Source organism: Pantoea sp. ICBG 985 (assembly GCF_002928365.1).
Taxonomy (GTDB): Bacteria; Pseudomonadota; Gammaproteobacteria; order Enterobacterales; family Enterobacteriaceae; genus Pantoea; species Pantoea dispersa.
Map to the genome: position 1 here is coordinate 88,067 of NZ_POWM01000009.1, position 16,787 is coordinate 104,853.

General features: G+C 59.1%; 16 protein-coding genes. 7 read left to right on the forward strand and 9 right to left on the reverse strand.

Annotated elements, in window-relative coordinates; translation table 11 throughout:
- Positions 1-133: 133 nt before the first annotated feature.
- From C1Y42_RS21460 to C1Y42_RS21485, 6 genes are read left to right on the forward strand one after another with little or no spacing between them, the layout of a single operon-like run.
- Complete coding sequence (locus C1Y42_RS21460; RefSeq protein ID WP_059010250.1) at positions 134-1,600, forward strand: hypothetical protein; 1,467 nt, start codon at positions 134-136, stop codon at positions 1,598-1,600.
- A 17-nt stretch (positions 1,601-1,617) separates the two neighbouring features.
- Positions 1,618-2,895 carry an acetyl-CoA carboxylase biotin carboxylase subunit family protein gene (locus C1Y42_RS21465; RefSeq protein WP_104094312.1) on the forward strand — a complete coding sequence of 426 codons (1,278 nt, stop codon included), beginning with the start codon at positions 1,618-1,620 and terminating at the stop codon, positions 2,893-2,895.
- Positions 2,883-3,593, forward strand: coding sequence for a class II glutamine amidotransferase (locus tag C1Y42_RS21470; protein ID WP_104094313.1), 711 nt, complete (start codon positions 2,883-2,885; stop codon positions 3,591-3,593). The genes C1Y42_RS21465 and C1Y42_RS21470 overlap by 13 nt, the downstream gene beginning before the upstream one ends.
- 4 nt (positions 3,594-3,597) lie before the next feature.
- Entirely contained in the window at positions 3,598-4,398 is an 801-nt protein-coding gene (locus C1Y42_RS21475; protein WP_104094314.1) for a hypothetical protein, read from the forward strand.
- A 26-nt stretch (positions 4,399-4,424) separates the two neighbouring features.
- A complete protein-coding gene (locus C1Y42_RS21480) occupies positions 4,425-4,925 on the forward strand; it encodes a YbaK/EbsC family protein (protein WP_058775617.1) in 501 nt (166 codons plus the stop codon).
- Between the two features lie 21 nt (positions 4,926-4,946).
- Positions 4,947-5,852 (forward strand): EamA family transporter, encoded by a 906-nt coding sequence (locus C1Y42_RS21485; RefSeq protein ID WP_021506902.1) that lies wholly within the window; start codon positions 4,947-4,949, stop codon positions 5,850-5,852.
- Between the two features lie 58 nt (positions 5,853-5,910).
- Here the strand turns inward: C1Y42_RS21485 and ibpA are convergent, their stop codons facing one another.
- A complete protein-coding gene (gene ibpA, locus C1Y42_RS21490) occupies positions 5,911-6,327 on the reverse strand; it encodes a small heat shock chaperone IbpA (RefSeq protein ID WP_010617843.1) in 417 nt (138 codons plus the stop codon).
- A gap of 285 nt (positions 6,328-6,612) precedes the next feature.
- Here ibpA and C1Y42_RS21495 point away from each other — a divergent pair, with 285 nt between their 5' ends.
- Complete coding sequence (locus C1Y42_RS21495; protein WP_040679624.1) at positions 6,613-6,972, forward strand: YceK/YidQ family lipoprotein; 360 nt, start codon at positions 6,613-6,615, stop codon at positions 6,970-6,972.
- On the opposite strand, the gene C1Y42_RS21500 is transcribed toward C1Y42_RS21495, so the two are convergent.
- The 8 genes from C1Y42_RS21500 to gyrB form a co-directional block, all read right to left on the reverse strand.
- A complete protein-coding gene (locus tag C1Y42_RS21500; RefSeq protein ID WP_104094315.1) occupies positions 6,950-8,212 on the reverse strand; it encodes a DUF3748 domain-containing protein in 1,263 nt (420 codons plus the stop codon). The genes C1Y42_RS21495 and C1Y42_RS21500 overlap by 23 nt on opposite strands.
- 106 nt (positions 8,213-8,318) lie before the next feature.
- The gene (locus C1Y42_RS21505; protein WP_104094316.1) at positions 8,319-9,611 is read right to left on the reverse strand and encodes an MFS transporter; all 1,293 of its coding nucleotides are present in this window, start codon (positions 9,609-9,611) and stop codon (positions 8,319-8,321) included.
- A 244-nt stretch (positions 9,612-9,855) separates the two neighbouring features.
- Entirely contained in the window at positions 9,856-11,004 is a 1,149-nt protein-coding gene (gene dgoD / locus C1Y42_RS21510; protein ID WP_021506906.1) for a galactonate dehydratase, read from the reverse strand.
- Positions 11,001-11,618: a 2-dehydro-3-deoxy-6-phosphogalactonate aldolase gene (locus C1Y42_RS21515; RefSeq protein ID WP_059010260.1), complete on the reverse strand. Its 618-nt coding sequence runs from the start codon at positions 11,616-11,618 to the stop codon at positions 11,001-11,003. The genes dgoD and C1Y42_RS21515 overlap by 4 nt, the downstream gene beginning before the upstream one ends.
- Positions 11,602-12,480, reverse strand: coding sequence for a 2-dehydro-3-deoxygalactonokinase (locus C1Y42_RS21520; RefSeq protein WP_059010261.1), 879 nt, complete (start codon positions 12,478-12,480; stop codon positions 11,602-11,604). Before C1Y42_RS21520 ends, C1Y42_RS21515 begins: the two co-directional genes overlap by 17 nt.
- Complete coding sequence (locus tag C1Y42_RS21525; protein ID WP_021506909.1) at positions 12,477-13,175, reverse strand: FadR/GntR family transcriptional regulator; 699 nt, start codon at positions 13,173-13,175, stop codon at positions 12,477-12,479. Before C1Y42_RS21525 ends, C1Y42_RS21520 begins: the two co-directional genes overlap by 4 nt.
- A gap of 215 nt (positions 13,176-13,390) precedes the next feature.
- Positions 13,391-14,200, reverse strand: a complete 810-nt coding sequence (yidA, locus tag C1Y42_RS21530) for a sugar-phosphatase (RefSeq protein WP_058758197.1) — start codon at positions 14,198-14,200, stop codon at positions 13,391-13,393.
- A gap of 174 nt (positions 14,201-14,374) precedes the next feature.
- A complete protein-coding gene (gene gyrB / locus C1Y42_RS21535; protein ID WP_058758200.1) occupies positions 14,375-16,783 on the reverse strand; it encodes a DNA topoisomerase (ATP-hydrolyzing) subunit B in 2,409 nt (802 codons plus the stop codon).
- Positions 16,784-16,787: the final 4 nt, after the last annotated feature.

Sequence of the window (16,787 nt, forward strand, 5' to 3'; positions counted from 1 at the left end):
TCAGATTACATTCAAAGTACTTTAGGCTGCATCTGTTAATTCAGCTTCACGCAGCACCTTCGTGGCCCGTTTTCCAGCCCGTTGTCGCCCGCACGGCAGCGGCGATTTTATTAGCCAAAGGATGAAGTGAAAAATGAATAATCTGTCCGCGATGATGAGTGAAATTGAAGAATACCTGACGCCCGCGATTCTCGATTCCGCCCAGCACTGTGCTCAGCGACTGCTCGCCGCCCTGCCCGATCCCGACCATCCCGAACGTAACCGCGTACTGCTGGCCTATGGCGGCGGCAAAGACAGCAGCTATATGGTGGCCTACGTACGTTACATTCAGGGGTTAATCTGGCAACAGCGCAACAGCACGTTTCAGCTGCGCATCAGCACTAACCGCCATGCCGCCATGAACGACAGCGTGATGGAAAACATCGACCGCGTCTATCGTGCGCTGCGTATCCATGACGACGCGTTCACCGAGTGCCTGGTGACCGACGGGCTGCAGATTCGTCCCTTCGATCGCCATTTGCCGATGCCGCAGAGCGTGCGTCAGCAGAACCGCGACGATGTGCTGATGAATGGTCACCGCTTCCGTGCCGACGCGCGCTCCACCTTCTGCAACGCCTGCAACCTGAGCATGGTGAATTCGTTTGGCCTGGCGGCGCATTACGATGGCGGCGTCGATGTGATCATCACCGGCGATTCGCCGCAGGAACAGACCGCTTACCTTGCGTGGGCGCGCCACCTGTCAAAACTGTTTGATGCGCCGATGGCCGATAAGTCGCGCGGCTTCAGCGGCTTTCTGCACACGCTGGACGGCGTGGCGGCGCGCTACTTCGCCGACATTTACGGCGCTGACCAGGTCACGCCGGCACATCGCATTACCTGGCAGCTGGCGCGCGACCCGCTGTTCTTCAACATCTATCAGGACACCGCTTATGAGGCTGGCGCGCACTGGGCGCTGCTGACCGAATTCATGCATTTCCGCTTCGACGAGCTGATGTTCAGCTTCTCCGAATCGGACTGCGGCAACCCGACGTTAATGGCACATATTCGCGGTCTGCGTGCGGAGACGCTGTTGCAGCGCAGCTACGCCGAAGGCATTCGCGAATATGTGCGCTTTGCGCTCGGCCTGATGGTGCAGAAGGACTTTCCGCCGCAGCTGATCGATGAGATGGCCGCGCGCTATCAGGATGACGCCGCGATTGCCCGCGCACGCCAGCGCGCCGCGCAGTTCGCACTCGATGCTTTCGGCCTCAGTGAAACCCAACTGGTATGCATGATCTATTCACCGTTTATCGCCGCCGGCCAGCAGCTGAAAGCCTGGCTGCTGCAGCTGCCGGCCGCGCCGGAAGAAGCCGCGGTGCGCGCCTTACTGAGCGGAGAGAGCGAGGATGTGGCGCTGGCGCAGCAGCTCACGCAGCTGTCTGGCCTCAGCGTGGCACAGATGCGGCACTGCTGGCGCAGCGCGGCGGTGAGTTCGCTGCTGGACGGCGCGCGCGGCGATGCGCTGTCGCGCGTGTTGCGTTTCGACCCGCACAAAGCGGTGATTCAGGTTAACAACGGTGCGTTACAGGACATCGTTACTGAAGTGATTTCCGGGCGTTAACCCGGTAAGGCGACGCGATGAGAAAGATTTTTCTGCAGATTGGCGCCACGCGCGACGGGCAAAATCCCTACTGCGCGGTGGCAAAACGCGAAGGCTATTTTACCGTACTGGCCGAAATGGGGGATTTTGTCGACTATCAATCGCTCAGCATCGCCCTGCCGTTCGATCTGATTGTGCGTCTCGATCGCCCGGAAAATCCGTGGGATGTCCTCAATGCCTGTCTGCACGCCGGTCTGCTGGAGCATCCACAGGTGGTGCTGGCCGGTTTTGAGGCTTACAACGCCAGCGCTGGCCGGGTGCGTGAACTGCTGGCCGGCCCGGATGCCGGTCCGGGTTTTATCCCGCCGGATAAATATGCACAGCGCATGGCGCTGCGCAAAGCCTGGCCGCGTTTTCCGCAACCGGAGTTTCGCTTCTTTGCCTCACCGCTCAGCATTGGCGACGCGCGGGATGCACTGCTCTACCCCTGCGTGATCAAACCGGTCGACGGCGGCGGCGGGCTGGGCATCTGGCTGGTGGAAGAGGCCAGCCAGCTGGATGCGGTGATTGCCCGGCTGCTCGACACCATGAACTATGGCGGACGCGGCTTTACCGGCTTTATCGTCGAAAGCTGGCTGGCCGGTGACGAATATTCGCTGCAGGGCGTGGTGGAGAATGGACACGCGGTGGCGCTGACCTGCTGCCAGAAGGTGATTGAGCAGCATACCGAGGCCGACGGCTGTATCAGCTTTTACGAATCCGGCCATGTAGCGATGGCGGCGCAGCAGCTGCCCGCCGCTTTCACCAGCCTGATGAGTTTCTGCTGTGAAACCTTCGGCTACCGGCGCGGCGCTTTCCACATTGATTTCATTATGGTGAACGGCGAGCCGCACTTTCTCGAAATGGGCTTTCGCCTGTCCGGCATGGGCGTGGTGAACCTGGTGGAAGAGGTCACCGGCATCAACTGGGCCGAGGTGGCCTTTCAGGTTGAAGCCGGACGCGGCCTGCCTGAACTGCACTTCGCCGCACCGTCACAGGCCGTCGGCCGGCTGCGGTTGCGCCAGCGGCTGCAGTATGACGCCGCCGAGCGCTGGATTGCCGAGCATCAGCGCGGCCAGCTGTTACCGCCGCTCAACTTACCGGCGCTGGAGGTCTCGCCACGCTCATCGCTGTACGCCGATCTGACGCGCCACGCCGGGATTCTCGCCACGCTGCGTCTGCCTGCCGCCAGCCGCGACGAAATTCTGGCGGTGTTTCACGCCCTTCTTGCTGTTCCCGCTTTGACCTCACGGAGAGATTTACTATGTGCAGAATGATTCTGGCACACGGCCAGTTTGACGCCGCTGCGGTACTGGACGCCGCACGCGCCATGAGTTGCGGTGAAACCGCCGCGCACGATGGCCCGATTAAACAACATCCCAACGGCTGGGGCTGCCTGTGGCTGGAGCACGGTCAGATCCGTACGCTGCATGGCACCGGCACCTTTGCCGAAGCACTGCCAGGCATTGACGTCACGCGCATGCAGCACAGCCGCTTTCTGGCGGTGCACGTGCGTCACGCCACGCTCAGCAAAAATCAGGGCATTGCGTTCTCCCATCCGCTGCGGCGCACCAGCGGCACCACCCAGTGGTACATGATGCACAACGGCTTTTTGCCGACCGTCTATGCGCAGCTGGGCATGGCGCAGTCGCGCTTTGATTCCGCTGAATATCTGGAATATATCGTCGACCGCGTCACGCCCGCCGATTTCACCCGCGACTACCTGCGCGAAAAAATGGCCCGGGTGGCGCCGGGTGGCAGCGCGGCAAACGCCATTTTCGTCACCCGCGAGAAGGCCTGGGCGTGGCAATGGCATCCTGATGACACGCCTTACCCCGACTATTTCACCCTGCATCGTTGTCAGCAGAACAACAGCACCTTTATCTCCTCTGAACCTATTTCAACACTGGGCACGGCGTCAGCATGGCACCGTATGAGCAACCATGAACTTCATGAAATTCCTTTTGGAGAGTGAACCCATGGCCATTTTTAATCAGATTCGCGTCATTAACCCCAATATGTTCGTCGAAAGCACCTGGCTGGATGACATCGTCACCGCGCGCGTGCCGCTGCTGGTGCTGCGCAATTTCCTCACGCCAGAGGTGCGCAACGCGGTGGTGGCTGATCTGCAGCAGTGCCGCGAGCAGGTACGGGTTTCTCACTATCCAAATGGCGCGCTGACCACGCTCGGCCCGTATCTGGCGAAGCATACCGCCGCGCCGGAAAACTATTTCACCGAACTGCGCGACATCCAGCCGGCGCTGCCGGCCTCGCTGCACGACCTGCGCGCGCAGATTTACCACTGGGTGCAGCATGCGCTGCGCCTTGAGAGTCTGCAAACCGCCACCGAACCGGCACTGGGTGATTACGCCGGCTCGATTGTGCGTTTCCACGCTGACGGCGTCGCGAATCCGCTGCATAACGACAACATCGTGCGCGATGCCGCTGGCAGCGGTCTGGCGGTGACGCACATTCTGCATCAGCTGAGCTGCGTGGTGTGCCTGCAGGAGTGCAACGCCGGCGGCGCGCTGCGCATCTTCAATAAGAAATGGCAGCCGGAAGACGAGCGCTTTAAAACGCCCGGTGAACTGGGCTACCAGAGCGGCGTCATCGCCGGCAGCGAGACCTGTGAGTTCGCGCCGCGCAGTGGCGATATCTATCTGTTTAATCCCGCGTTTTATCATGAAATCGATCGCGTTGAAGGCGACACGCGCATCACCATGGGCTTTTTCTTTGGCCTGACCGACAAAAAAATGAAGCACGCCATTGCCTGGAGTTAATCCCGGCCTTAGACGAGGAAGACAGTATGACAACCTATGACAAAGTGATTGCGCTGCTGGATGCGCAGCAGGCCCGCTACCGCGTGGTGGAGCATGAGGCCATCGGCCAGACCGAGGTGATCAGCGCCATCCGCGGAAACGATCTCCAGCAGGCGGCCAAAGCGATGGTGCTGGAAGTCACCATGCCGGACGGCGCCGCGCCGCGCTATCTGCTGGCGATCGTACCCGGCGACTGCAAAATCAACTTCAAGCACGCCGCACGTGCCATTGGCGGTAAGAAGTCGACGTTTGCCACCCCTGAGCAGGCACAAGCGCTGACGCAGTGCGTGATGGGCGCGGTGCCGCCGTTTAGTTTTGATGACCGACTGGCGCTGCGCGTGGATGCGCGGCTGCGTGATGTCGGGACGCTGTGGTTTAACGCCGGTGCGCTGGACCGCTCGGTAGCGTTGGATGTGGATGATTATTTTCGACTGATCGGCGACGACTGCGGTGCAGAGATCGCCACACCGGTGACGGCAACCGCCTGATTGCCGCGCTGAGGAATGCGTATGTCCGTGAAAGATATGTTGTTAGCCCTGTGCGTCGTGGTGGCGTGGGGCGTAAATTTTGTGGTGATTAAGCTGGGTTTGCAGGGCATGCCGCCCTTTTTGCTGGCGGGACTGCGGTTTACGCTGGTGGCGTTTCCGGCGATCTTTTTCGTGCGTCGTCCGGCAATTCCGCTGCGCTGGCTGGTGGTGTATGGCATGACCATCAGCTTTGGTCAGTTCGCGTTTCTGTTCCTCGCCATCAAGCTTGGCATGCCAGCCGGGCTGGCTTCGCTAGTGCTGCAGGCGCAGGCATTTTTCACCCTGCTGCTCGGCGCGCTGCTGCTGGCCGAGAAGCTGCGCTGGAACCACATCGCCGGCATTCTGGTCGCCACGCTCGGCATGTTTATGCTGGCAACCGCCGGTATGGAGGGCCAGACAACCGCGGGCATCACGCTGACCACCATGATGCTGACGCTGGCGGCGGCGCTGTCGTGGGGGCTGGGCAATATCACTAACAAGATTATCCTGCGCAACCGCAAGGTGCCGGTGATGTCGCTGGTGGTGTGGAGCGCGCTGGTGCCGATTGCACCGTTCTTTGCCTGTTCGTGGTGGTTCGAGGGCGAATCCGCCATTGTCACCAGCCTGCTGGATATTTCGCTGCAGACGGTGCTGGCGCTGCTCTATCTGGCGTTTTTCGCCACCATCATTGGCTACGCCATCTGGGGCAATCTGCTCAGCCGCTACGAAACCTGGCGCGTGGCGCCGCTGTCGCTGCTGGTGCCGGTGGTCGGTATTCTCAGCGCCGCGCTGATCCTCGGCGAAACTCTGTCGGCGCAGGAGATTCTCGGCGCGTCGGTGATCATTCTCGGGCTGCTGGTGAATGTGTTCGGCGGTATGGTGAGCCAGCGCCTGCTGGTACGTACCTGATGATGCAGCCATAAAAAAACGCCGCGTTGCAGCGGCGTTTTTCTTTACTTCGTTAGCCTTATTTCAGGATTTCAATCCGGCGTGGTTTCGCCTCTTCCGGGACGATGCGTTCCAGATCGATACTCAGCAGGCCCAGTTCGAGACGCGCATCGCGCACCACGATGTGATCGGCCAGCTGGAATTTGCGTTCGAAGTTACGTTCTGCGATGCCCTGGTACAGGTATTTACGTTCCTGCTGCTCTTCAGGGTGGGCGCCGCGTACCACCAGCATGTTGTCATGGGCGGTGATATCCAGTTCGCTCTGCGCAAAGCCGGCGACGGCAATGGTGATGCGATAGTGGTTTTCGTCTACCAGCTCGACGTTGTACGGAGGGTAGCCGCCGTTAGCCTGGTTTTGGTTGGACTCAAGCAGGTTAAACAGACGGTCGAAACCAATAGCAGAACGATAAAGCGGAGAGAGATCAAAGTTACGCATAATAAGACTCCTGATAATCAGCAAGTTTTGGCAACCTTCCACCATGGACAGGTTGTCCGGCCCGTCGGTGTCCCTGTCGGCGACCGCGTCGTGACCGTAGCTTAAAGATGGGTGCGCTCAGGTCGCTTTCAAGGGGCAATGCGCTTTTTTTTGCAGCAATTCTGACGATATGGCATACACTCAGGGGACGCTTCGCCTGACGGGAAGGACATAACCACAGAGTTATGCGGATGTCAGGTGACACACTCCAGCCAGGGCCATGCCATGACTGTAGGGATGATGATGATGAAAATGATGAAACGCTTTCCACTCACCGGCCTGCTGGTCTGCTGCGCCTGTGCCACATCAGGCTGCTCCAGCGTGATGTCGCATACCGGTGCCAGCCAGGGTTACTACCCCGGCACGCGCGCCAGCGCAGAGATGCTGACCGATGACAATACCAGCTGGGCGATTAAACCGCTGGCGCTGATCGATCTGCCCTTCTCGGCGGTGATGGATACGCTGCTGCTGCCGTGGGATTACTTCCGCGCCGACGACGATAAAACCAAAGATTCGCCGCGCGAACGCGTGCTGCAGAGCGAGAAGATGGCTGGCACCCAGGCCAGCCTGGCCACCGCGGCGGCTATGCCGGCGGAATCGCACTGACGCAGAACAGCTGTCGCCAGCCGTCAACCTCGCGCATGTAGGCGATCTGCTTCCCGTCCGGCGACCACACCACCGCGTCGCCGCCCGGCGGTTGCGCGCTGCGTGCGGTAAGGCGCGTACACTGTCCGCTGGCGATCTCACACCGCATCACGCTGTTATCACAGACAAAGGCAATGGCCGCGCCGTCCGGCTGCCAGCTGAAAGCAGACTGAATGCTGCTGCGCAGTGAAGTGATCTGACGCGCTGCGCCGCCGTTGGGTGAAACCGTCCACAGCTGCACAATGCCCTGCTCGTCAGCCTGCAAAAAGGCGATCGCGCTGCCATCCGGCGCGGCGCGCAGCCAGTGGCGCGGCTGCAGCGCCAGCCCTTTGCTGTGCGTGATCCGCCGCTGCTGTACGCCAGCTGGCGGTGCCGGCAGCTGCTCTGCCGTGCCCTGCAGCGGCGCGTTGCCGGCTTTGGCATAGTCCGCCAGCGCCTCCGGCAGATCGACCACAAACACTTCCGGCACTTTTTCACCACTGGCATTGCGCGTATCGCCGATAAAGGCGATGGCCCAGCGCTGCCAGCTGCCGTCCGCTTTCTGGTAGCCGCGCTCACCAATCCAGCACTCTTCATAAGCGCGGTCAATCTGATCGCTGCCCGGTTGCGGATCGCGCCGGGTGTGGCTCACCAGCACGCAGTAGTGGCTGCCGTCATATTCGCGCGGATGCTGCTTCGGCGGGCACACCGGATGCAGCGGCACCGCCACGCCGACGTTGCGCAGGTCGTCACGCACATCGCGCTCATGCATCACGTGATCGTTATAGGTAAAGCTCAGCCGCGAGCCATCCGGACTGAACACATGCACGTGCGAGCCACCACGCAGCGCACCCGGCGTATAGGGCGCGGTGATATCGCAGGCGTCGAGGTTCTCCACGATGCCCTGCTGAACAATCACGCCGCGCCGGTGATGAAAGTCATAGTGCCAGTGTGCATCGGGATGCTCCGGCCCATGAATACAGACATAGCGCGGCGGCAGATCCGGACTCACGGTCACCACGCCGACGTGCGCGCCATCGCGCGCCTGATACAGCACCTCGACCGCGCCGCTATGCACGTTGACGCGCTCAATGGTCAGGCTGGTAAACGAGGCGCCGGACGGGCGCACATCAAATGCCAGCCACTGGCTGTCGGCGGTCCAGACGTTGATATTGGTCAGCTGATGATGGCGCTGAGTAAAGGTGAGTTGTTTTTCTGACATGGGGCAACCTCAGATGTAACCGTTGCCGGACAAATTACGTGATGCCGTTCAGTTAAGCAAAAGCTGAGCAGCTAATGCGGGTGCGCAGGCATGCGCACCCGGAAGCTTAGCCCACGCGCTGCACATCCCCCACCAGCAGGATGTAAGAGAGCGCGCCAATCAGCGCAACCGCGGAGATGTACACCAGCGCGGGCGCAAAGCCGTAATCCTGCGCCAGATACCCCACCACCAGCGGTACCGTGATGCCACCGAGGCCTCCGATAAAGTTAAACATGCCGCCGGTCAGGCCAATCAGGCGTACCGGCGCCAGCGACGAGACCAGCGACCAGGTGATGGACGCGAACCCGTTACCGAAAAAGGCCAGCGCCATCAGCACCATAATCCACAGCGGATCGTTGGTGTAGTTGGCGCCCATAATGCAGGTGGAGATCAGCAGGCCGCAGATGATCGGCGTCTTGCGGGCAAAGCCGAGCGAGCAGCCGCTGCGCACCAGACGATCGGCCACCATCCCGGAAAGGATCACGCCAACAAAGGCAGCGAGAAACGGCACGGTAGTCATAAAGCCGGCCGTCAGCGCGGCAATATGTTTCTCCTGCGTCAGGTAGTTGGGGAACCAGGTAAGGAAAAACCACAGCGTTGAGGTCACCGCGAACTGGCCGAGATACACGCCGCACAGCTTGCGATGAAACACCAGTTTCCAGTCGGCCGCAGTGAGTTTAACGCGTGCTTTTTTCTCGCCGGGTGCATCGCCGTCGACCATCGCGCCACCGGCACGAATGTAATCCAGCTCGGCCTGATTGATGCCTTTGCTCTGGCTCGGCGCCTGATAAACCTTCATCCACACCAGCGACCAGATAATGCCAATCCCGCCGGTGATGATAAACACCCAGTGCCAGCTCAGCAGTTCCTGAATCCAGATCAGCAGCGGCGTGAGAAACGCCAGGCCGACAAACTGACCTGAGGTGTAAAAACCGACGGCCGAAGCGCGCTCCTGTTCCGGGAACCAGCTGGTAACCAGGCGATTATTAGTCGGGAAAGCCGGCGCTTCAAAAATACCGGTAATGGCGCGCAGACCTATCAGCGATAATAAGCCGCTGGCGAATCCCTGCAATAATGTCGCCACCGACCAGCCGAGAATAGCGATAAAATAGGTCAGGCGTGAACCTACGCGATCGAGAAACCAGCCGCCGGGAATCTGGCACAGCGTATATAACCAGGCAAAAGCAGAAAACACATACCCCATTTCTGCTTTGCTGATGCCGAATTCCTGCTGAATATGCGCCGAGGCCACGGCTAAATTAGCGCGATCGACATAACAAATGACCACCGTAATAAAAATCATCAGCAGCGTAATATAACGGCGACGCGTAGGTTTCGCCTGAACAGCAGAGAGATCCATGGTGTTTCTCCGTCAGATGTCAGCTGGCGGACGTGCCGAAACACGCCGCAGCCAACGCAGGGTAAGGTTATCGAAGATAAAAGCCGCAGCAGCGGTAAACTGGCAGCGCGGTGAAAACAGGTTGAGCGCTGCCCTGTGCCTTATATATTCCGCACATGGTTTAAATAGTCAGATGTTTAATCGCCTGATAATCGGCGCTGTTATAAAGCGGTAAACGCAGCGACCGGGCGCAATACCACGGTTATTACCACTCGGCTACCGATCCATCCGGAAAGCGCCATAATGGGTTACGCCAGTCTGGCGCATTTTTACTGCGCGCAATCACCAGCTCTTCATTAATTTCCACACCGAGGCCGGGTTTATTTAACGGATAGAAATGGCCGTCATCCATTTTAAAATCATCTTTATTGATCACGTAATCGAGCAGTTCAGCGCCCTGATTATAGTGAATACCCATGCTCTGCTCCTGGAACACCGCATTACGTGACACGAAGTCGACATGCAGACAGGCAGCCAGCGCAATTGGCCCCAGCGGACAGTGCGGTGCCAGCGCCACGTCATAGGACTCGGCCATCGCCGCGATTTTGTAGCATTCGGTGATGCCGCCAGCGTGCGACAGATCCGGCTGCAGAATCGCCAGCCCACCGGCTTCCAGCACGCGCTTGAACTCGAAGCGGGAGAACATGCGTTCGCCTGCGGCAATCGGCAGGTGCGTCTGCGCCGCCAGGCGCGGATAGTATTCTGCCTGCTCGGCCAGCACCGGTTCTTCAATAAACAGCGGGCGATACGGCTCCAGCTCTTTGATCAGCACTTTGGCCATCGGCGCGCTGACGCGACCGTGGAAATCGAGGCCAAACTCAATGTCACTGCCAAAGGCTTCGCGGATCTGCGCGACGGTGTTAACAGCGGCATCGACCTGACGAGAATTGTCGATGATGCCCATCTCTTCACAGCCGTTGAGTTTGAAGGTGTCAAAGCCGATACCACGTAATTTCTTAATGCCATCGATCACTTCAGCCGGACGATCGCCGCCTACCCAGCTATAGGCTTTGATGCTGTCACGCACCAGACCGCCCAGCAACTGATACACCGGCACGCCCAGCGCTTTGCCTTTAATATCCCACAGCGCCTGATCGATACCGGCAATGGCGCTCATTAAAATCGGGCCGCCGCGGTAAAAACCGCCGCGATACATCACCTGCCACAGATCATTAATCCGCGCCGGATCCTGCCCAATCAGATATTCCGACAGCTCATGCACCGCCGCTTCGACGCTGCGTGCGCGCCCTTCAATCACCGGCTCGCCCCAGCCGATGATGCCTTCGTCGGTTTCGATTTTCAGGAACATCCAGCGCGGCGGCAGGCGATAAGTGGTCAGTTTCGTAATTTTCATCGTACAGCGTCCTTATAGGCAGCAATAAATGCGCGAGCCTTCTCCACGGTGCGCGACAGTGGCTGACCGGCGCGATAGAGATCGCTGCCCAGGCCAGCCCCGACGCAACCGGCGGCGATAAATTCATGCAGGTTTTCCGGCGTGACGCCGCCCACGGCAAAGACCGGCACCTCCGGCGGCAGCACCGCTTTCAGCGCTTTGATGTAGCCCGGACCAAACGCCGACGACGGAAAAATTTTCAGCGCCTGCGCCCCAGCCTGCAGCGCGGTAAAGGCTTCGCTGACGGTGGCACAGCCTGCGGCAACCAGCATACCGTGCGCCACGGCCTGGCGAATCACCGCAGCATCGGTATTGGGCGTCACCACCAGCTTGCTGTTGAGCGCCGCCAGCTGATCGACCTGCGTCGCCTGCAGCACGGTGCCGGCACCGATCAGCGCTTTATCGCCGAAGGTTTGCACCATCGCGCCGATACTTTTCGCCCACTCAGGCGAGTTGAGCGGAATTTCAATCGCATCGAAACCGGCATCGATTAACGCCGCGACGTGCGCTTCAGCTTCATCCGGCGTGATGCCACGCAGAATGGCGATCAGCGGAAGTTTAGTGGGCCAGGACATGCGCAATACTCCTTATTCCGTGCTGGAAAGCGCGATCGCCCTCCAGCGTGACTGAATCTGTTCCGATAAAGGCCAGCGCCTGCTGATAACGCTGTGCCAGCGCGCTGCCGGCGATAATGACAATCGGCTGGCGGCTATGCGTTAACTGCTGCGTCATCTGCGCCACTTCATGGCCGATTAACAGGCCAGAGAGAAAATCACTGATATGGCGCCGATCGCGCGCGCCGAGCACGTGGGCGGCACGCACTTCAAACAGGCGCGCCAGAATTGAGCGGTCGTGGCTGCCAATCTGCAAACCGTCCCGGAACGCGTCCGGACTGGCTTCCTGCTCGGGTAAACCGGCGCCAATCAGCGACTGCTTCAGCAGTAAATGGTGCAGCTCGCCGGTCATCACGGTGCGGAAATCGATGACGCGATCCTGCTCCATCTGCACCCACTTAGCGTGCGTGCCCGGCATGACATACAGCGGCGCGGGCTGCAGCGTGACCGCGCCGAGCAGCTGGGTTTCTTCACCGCGCATTACGTTGTAGTTGTCGTCACGTTCGATGCTCAGTCCCGGCACAATCCACGCTTTTCCTTCCACGCAGGTCAGGCGATCGCTTAATGCATTGAGCGCCACCGGACAGGCGAGATAAGGCACTGCCAGCCAGCCAGCGTTGCTGCCCACCATACCGGCCATGATCACCGGGACTTCGGCCACCGGCCAGCCGTCGGTAATGGTGGCAAACACCTGAGCAGGCGTGCGGTCGCCGAGGCGCGTCACGCCCGCTTCCGAACGGCGCTCATCGACGCATTCACCGGCGCGGTAATACCAGGCGCGCAGGTTGGTGGAGCCCCAGTCAATAGCGATATAACCGGTCACAAAATCTCCTTGAGTCGGGCGGTTGAGCTGGCAATCATCGCCTTCGCCGCCTGTTCCGCCGCATCGCCATCCTGGTGACGAATGGCATCGAACAGCGCTTTATGTTCGGCTAACGTGCGCGGCATGTTGCCGGAGTCCGCCATGTAGGTTTGCGCAAACACCGCTTTTTGCAGCTGGCTGATCGCCACATTAAGCTGCTGCAGCACCGGGTTATGCACCGAGGCCATCACCGCTTCGTGATAGCGGATATCTGCGTCGTTAAAGGCATCACGGTTGAGGTGGTTGGCCACCATATCGTTGTAGGCCAGCTCAATCGCCGCCAGATCGGTCGACGTTGCCCGCTCGGCCGACCAGCGCGCAATTTGCGGCTCCACCAGCACGCGCACCTCATTCATGGCCGCAATCAGTCGCGGATCGTGATCGTGCGCCAGCGCCCACTGCAGTACATCGCTGTCGAGATAGTTCCACTGGTTACGTGAGGTGACAAACGCGCCGCGGTAGCGCTTCATCTCCATCAGGCGTTTAGCCATCAGGGAGCGATACACTTCGCGGATAATGTTGCGCGAGGTTGAAAATCGCTCGCACAGCTCCGCTTCCGCCGGCAGCGCGGCGCCCGGCACATATTTTCCGGCAACAATCTCTTCACCCAGCGTCTGGATGATGCGCTCTGTTTTACTCAGTGGTTCCTGCGTCATCGTGTTCGATTCCATGAAAGGCGTGAGAAATCAGATTACTGCTTTCGTAGTGCAAATCCCAATCCCTGACGCATCCTGTAGCGGAGATTGTAGTACCATATATATTGTTTGTACTACAATGTGGATCACAAAACAGACAACCCATCGGCGCACTGACAGCAAAAATTCAGCAGAGAAGTGACGGGCAGCAGAACGCCGCCCGCATCAGAGGAGGGTTACAGCACTAGCTCTTCAATGGCGTGCGCGACACCATCTTCCATATTGGTCTTGGTCACGAACTGCGCAATCTGCTTCACGGAATCAATCGCATTGCCCATCGCCACGCCGGTGCCGGCGTATTCAATCATCGCAAGATCGTTTTCCTGATCGCCAATCGCCATCACTTCTGACGGCTGCAGGCCGAGTTTCTCCGCCAGCATTTTTACGCCGTAGCCTTTGTTGACCAGCGGATTAAGGATTTCGAGATAGTAAGGTGCACTTTTCAGAATGGTATAACTGTCGCGGGCGCGCGCCGGTAAGGCGGCGATGGCTTTATCCAGTAGCTCCGGTTTATCGATCATCATCAGTTTCGGGAAGCGCGTCGCCGGGTCCATCTCTTCTACGGCGCGATAGCGCACCGGAATGCCAGTCAGGCTGGCTTCGTGAATGGTGTATTCACTGATGTCTTTATTTGGCGTGTAGAGGAAGGATTTGTCGAACGCCTGAAAATGTACCCCAAGGTCGCGCGCCAGTTGTTCCAGGTAGAGATAGTCATCAAAGCCAAGCGTCTTCTCAGCCACCACCTCACCGCTGTCCGCGCTGTGCGCCAGTGCGCCGTTGTTGCTGATGCAATACTGCCCCGGCTGGCGCAGATCCAGTTCCATCAGGTAGCGCTCCACACCAACAAACGGGCGTCCGGTGGCCAGCACGATCGACACACCTTTATCCCGCGCCCGGCCAATCGCCGCTTTGACGCCCGCCGTGATTTCGTGCTGCGGATTCAGCAGCGTGCCGTCCATATCGATCGCAATCAGTTTTATCGCCATAACGTCCTCGGTTAATTCAGGGTCTGGCTTTAATGCTAGCGCGATTCAGCTCACATTGACCAGTTAATCGGCAGCGGAAGATGCGTTGCGAACAAAGAGGTTGGTGCTCAGGAGGGAATTAATAACGGCAATTAAAACAAAAAACCCTTCCCGTTTGGGAAGGGTTTTGCGATATCAGATATCGATGTTGGCGGCTTTCAGCGCGTTCTCTTCGATGAAGGCGCGGCGCGGTTCAACCGCATCGCCCATTAGCGTGGTGAACAGCTGGTCGGCGGCGATGGCGTCTTTGATGGTGACGCGCAGCATGCGGCGGCTGTCCGGATCCATGGTGGTTTCCCACAGCTGATCCGGGTTCATCTCGCCCAGACCTTTATAGCGCTGCACTGACAGACCGCGGCGCGACTCTTTCACCAGCCAGTCAATCGCCTGCTCGAAGCTGGCAACCGGCTGACGGCGCTCGCCGCGCTCGATGTAGGCATCCTCTTCAATCAGACCACGCAGGTGCGCGCCGAGTGCACAGATTTTGCGGTATTCCGCGCCGTCAATGAACTCGCTGTCCAGCGGATAATCGGTATCAACGCCGTGAGTACGCACGCGCAGCACCGGCTCAAAGCGCTGCTGTTCGCGGTTTTCCCGCACCTGTGCCACATAGCTGCTTCCATGCGCTTCGCGCTCGTTCAGGTAAGCCACCAGGCTCTCCAGCCATGCGGTCACTGCCGTCTGATCGCTGAGATCGCTCAGGGTCGGATGATAAACCAGCGCGCGCAGCAGCGCAGACGGGAAGCGGCGCTCCATACGCTTGATCATCTTCTGGGTGCTGTTGTATTCCGCCACCAGGCTTTCCAGCGGCTCGCCGCCCAGCGCCGGTGCGCTGGCGTTGGTGTGCAGCGTTGCACCGTCCAGCGCGATGGCAATCTGATACTGATCCATCGCGTCGTCATCTTTAATGTACTGCTCCTGCTTGCCCTTCTTCACCTTGTACAGCGGTGGCTGCGCGATGTAGACGTGGCCACGCTCGATGATTTCCGGCATCTGGCGATAGAAGAAGGTCAGCAGCAGCGTACGGATGTGCGAACCATCGACGTCCGCATCGGTCATGATGATGATGCTGTGATAGCGCAACTTGTCCGGGTTGTACTCATCGCGGCCGATACCGCAGCCCAGCGCGGTGATCAGCGTGGCGACTTCCTGTGAAGAGAGCATTTTGTCGAAACGCGCTTTCTCCACGTTAAGGATTTTACCTTTCAGCGGCAGAATCGCCTGGTTCTTACGGTTACGTCCCTGCTTGGCGGAACCTCCTGCAGAGTCACCCTCCACCAGGTAGATTTCAGACAGCGCCGGATCGCGTTCCTGACAGTCTGCCAGCTTGCCCGGCAGGCCCGCCAGGTCCAGCGCGCCTTTACGACGGGTCATTTCACGTGCACGACGTGCGGCTTCACGCGCACGCGCGGCATCGATAATTTTGCCGACCACAATTTTGGCGTCAGACGGATTTTCCAGCAGGTATTCGCTCAGCAGTTCGTTCATCTGCTGTTCCACCGCCGATTTCACCTCGGAAGAGACCAGCTTGTCTTTGGTCTGAGAGGAGAATTTCGGATCCGGTACTTTCACCGAAACTACTGCCACCAGGCCTTCACGCGCGTCGTCACCGGTAGCGCTGACTTTGGCTTTTTTGCTGTAACCTTCTTTATCCATGTAGGCGTTGAGCGTACGCGTCATCGCCGCGCGGAAACCGGCAAGGTGCGTTCCGCCGTCGCGCTGCGGAATATTGTTGGTGAAGCAGTAGATATTTTCCTGGAAACCGTCGTTCCACTGCAGCGCAACTTCAACGCCGATACCGTCTTTTTCGGTGGAGAAGTAGAACACATTGGGGTGAATCGGGTTCTTGTTGCGGTTGAGATATTCAACGAACGCTTTGATACCACCTTCGTAGTGGTAGTGATCGTTTTTATCGTCGCGCTTGTCTTCCAGGCGAATCGACACGCCGGAGTTAAGGAATGACAGCTCGCGCAGACGCTTCGCCAGGATTTCATATTCAAAATCGGTGACGTTGGTGAACGTATCGTGGCTCGGCCAGAAACGCACGCGCGTACCGGTAGCGTCGGTATCGCCGGTCACCGCCAGCGGCGCCTGCGGCACACCGTGCACGTAGGTTTGCTGATGCACTTTGCCGTCGCGACGAATGGTCAGTTCCAGCTTCTGCGACAGGGCGTTCACCACCGATACGCCGACGCCGTGCAGACCACCGGAAACTTTATAAGAGTTGTCATCAAACTTACCGCCGGCATGCAGTACGGTCATGATCACTTCGGCAGCAGAGACGCCCTCTTCCGGGTGGATACCGGTCGGAATACCACGGCCGTCATCCTGTACGGAGACAGAGTTGTCGGCATGGATGGTGACCACGATATCACTACAGTGGCCGGCGAGCGCTTCGTCGATGGCGTTATCCACGACCTCGAATACCATGTGATGCAGACCGGTGCCGTCATCCGTATCGCCGATGTACATACCCGGGCGTTTGCGTACCGCATCAAGCCCTTTCAGGACTTTGATACTTGAGGAGTCATAAGAATTCGACATCAAC

Bases quoted from the DNA above. Each gene is read 5' to 3' on its own strand.
- C1Y42_RS21460 (WP_059010250.1), top strand. From the start codon at position 134: ATGAATAATCTGTCCGCGATGATGAGTGAAATTGAAGAATACCTGACG.
- C1Y42_RS21465 (WP_104094312.1), top strand. From the start codon at position 1,618: ATGAGAAAGATTTTTCTGCAGATTGGCGCCACGCGCGACGGGCAAAAT.
- C1Y42_RS21470 (WP_104094313.1), top strand. From the start codon at position 2,883: ATGTGCAGAATGATTCTGGCACACGGCCAGTTTGACGCCGCTGCGGTA.
- C1Y42_RS21475 (WP_104094314.1), top strand. From the start codon at position 3,598: ATGGCCATTTTTAATCAGATTCGCGTCATTAACCCCAATATGTTCGTC.
- C1Y42_RS21480 (WP_058775617.1), top strand. From the start codon at position 4,425: ATGACAACCTATGACAAAGTGATTGCGCTGCTGGATGCGCAGCAGGCC.
- C1Y42_RS21485 (WP_021506902.1), top strand. From the start codon at position 4,947: ATGTCCGTGAAAGATATGTTGTTAGCCCTGTGCGTCGTGGTGGCGTGG.
- ibpA (WP_010617843.1), bottom strand. From the start codon at position 6,327: ATGCGTAACTTTGATCTCTCTCCGCTTTATCGTTCTGCTATTGGTTTC.
- C1Y42_RS21495 (WP_040679624.1), top strand. From the start codon at position 6,613: ATGAAAATGATGAAACGCTTTCCACTCACCGGCCTGCTGGTCTGCTGC.
- C1Y42_RS21500 (WP_104094315.1), bottom strand. From the start codon at position 8,212: ATGTCAGAAAAACAACTCACCTTTACTCAGCGCCATCATCAGCTGACC.
- C1Y42_RS21505 (WP_104094316.1), bottom strand. From the start codon at position 9,611: ATGGATCTCTCTGCTGTTCAGGCGAAACCTACGCGTCGCCGTTATATT.
- dgoD (WP_021506906.1), bottom strand. From the start codon at position 11,004: ATGAAAATTACGAAACTGACCACTTATCGCCTGCCGCCGCGCTGGATG.
- C1Y42_RS21515 (WP_059010260.1), bottom strand. From the start codon at position 11,618: ATGTCCTGGCCCACTAAACTTCCGCTGATCGCCATTCTGCGTGGCATC.
- C1Y42_RS21525 (WP_021506909.1), bottom strand. From the start codon at position 13,175: ATGACGCAGGAACCACTGAGTAAAACAGAGCGCATCATCCAGACGCTG.
- yidA (WP_058758197.1), bottom strand. From the start codon at position 14,200: ATGGCGATAAAACTGATTGCGATCGATATGGACGGCACGCTGCTGAAT.
- gyrB (WP_058758200.1), bottom strand. From the start codon at position 16,783: ATGTCGAATTCTTATGACTCCTCAAGTATCAAAGTCCTGAAAGGGCTT.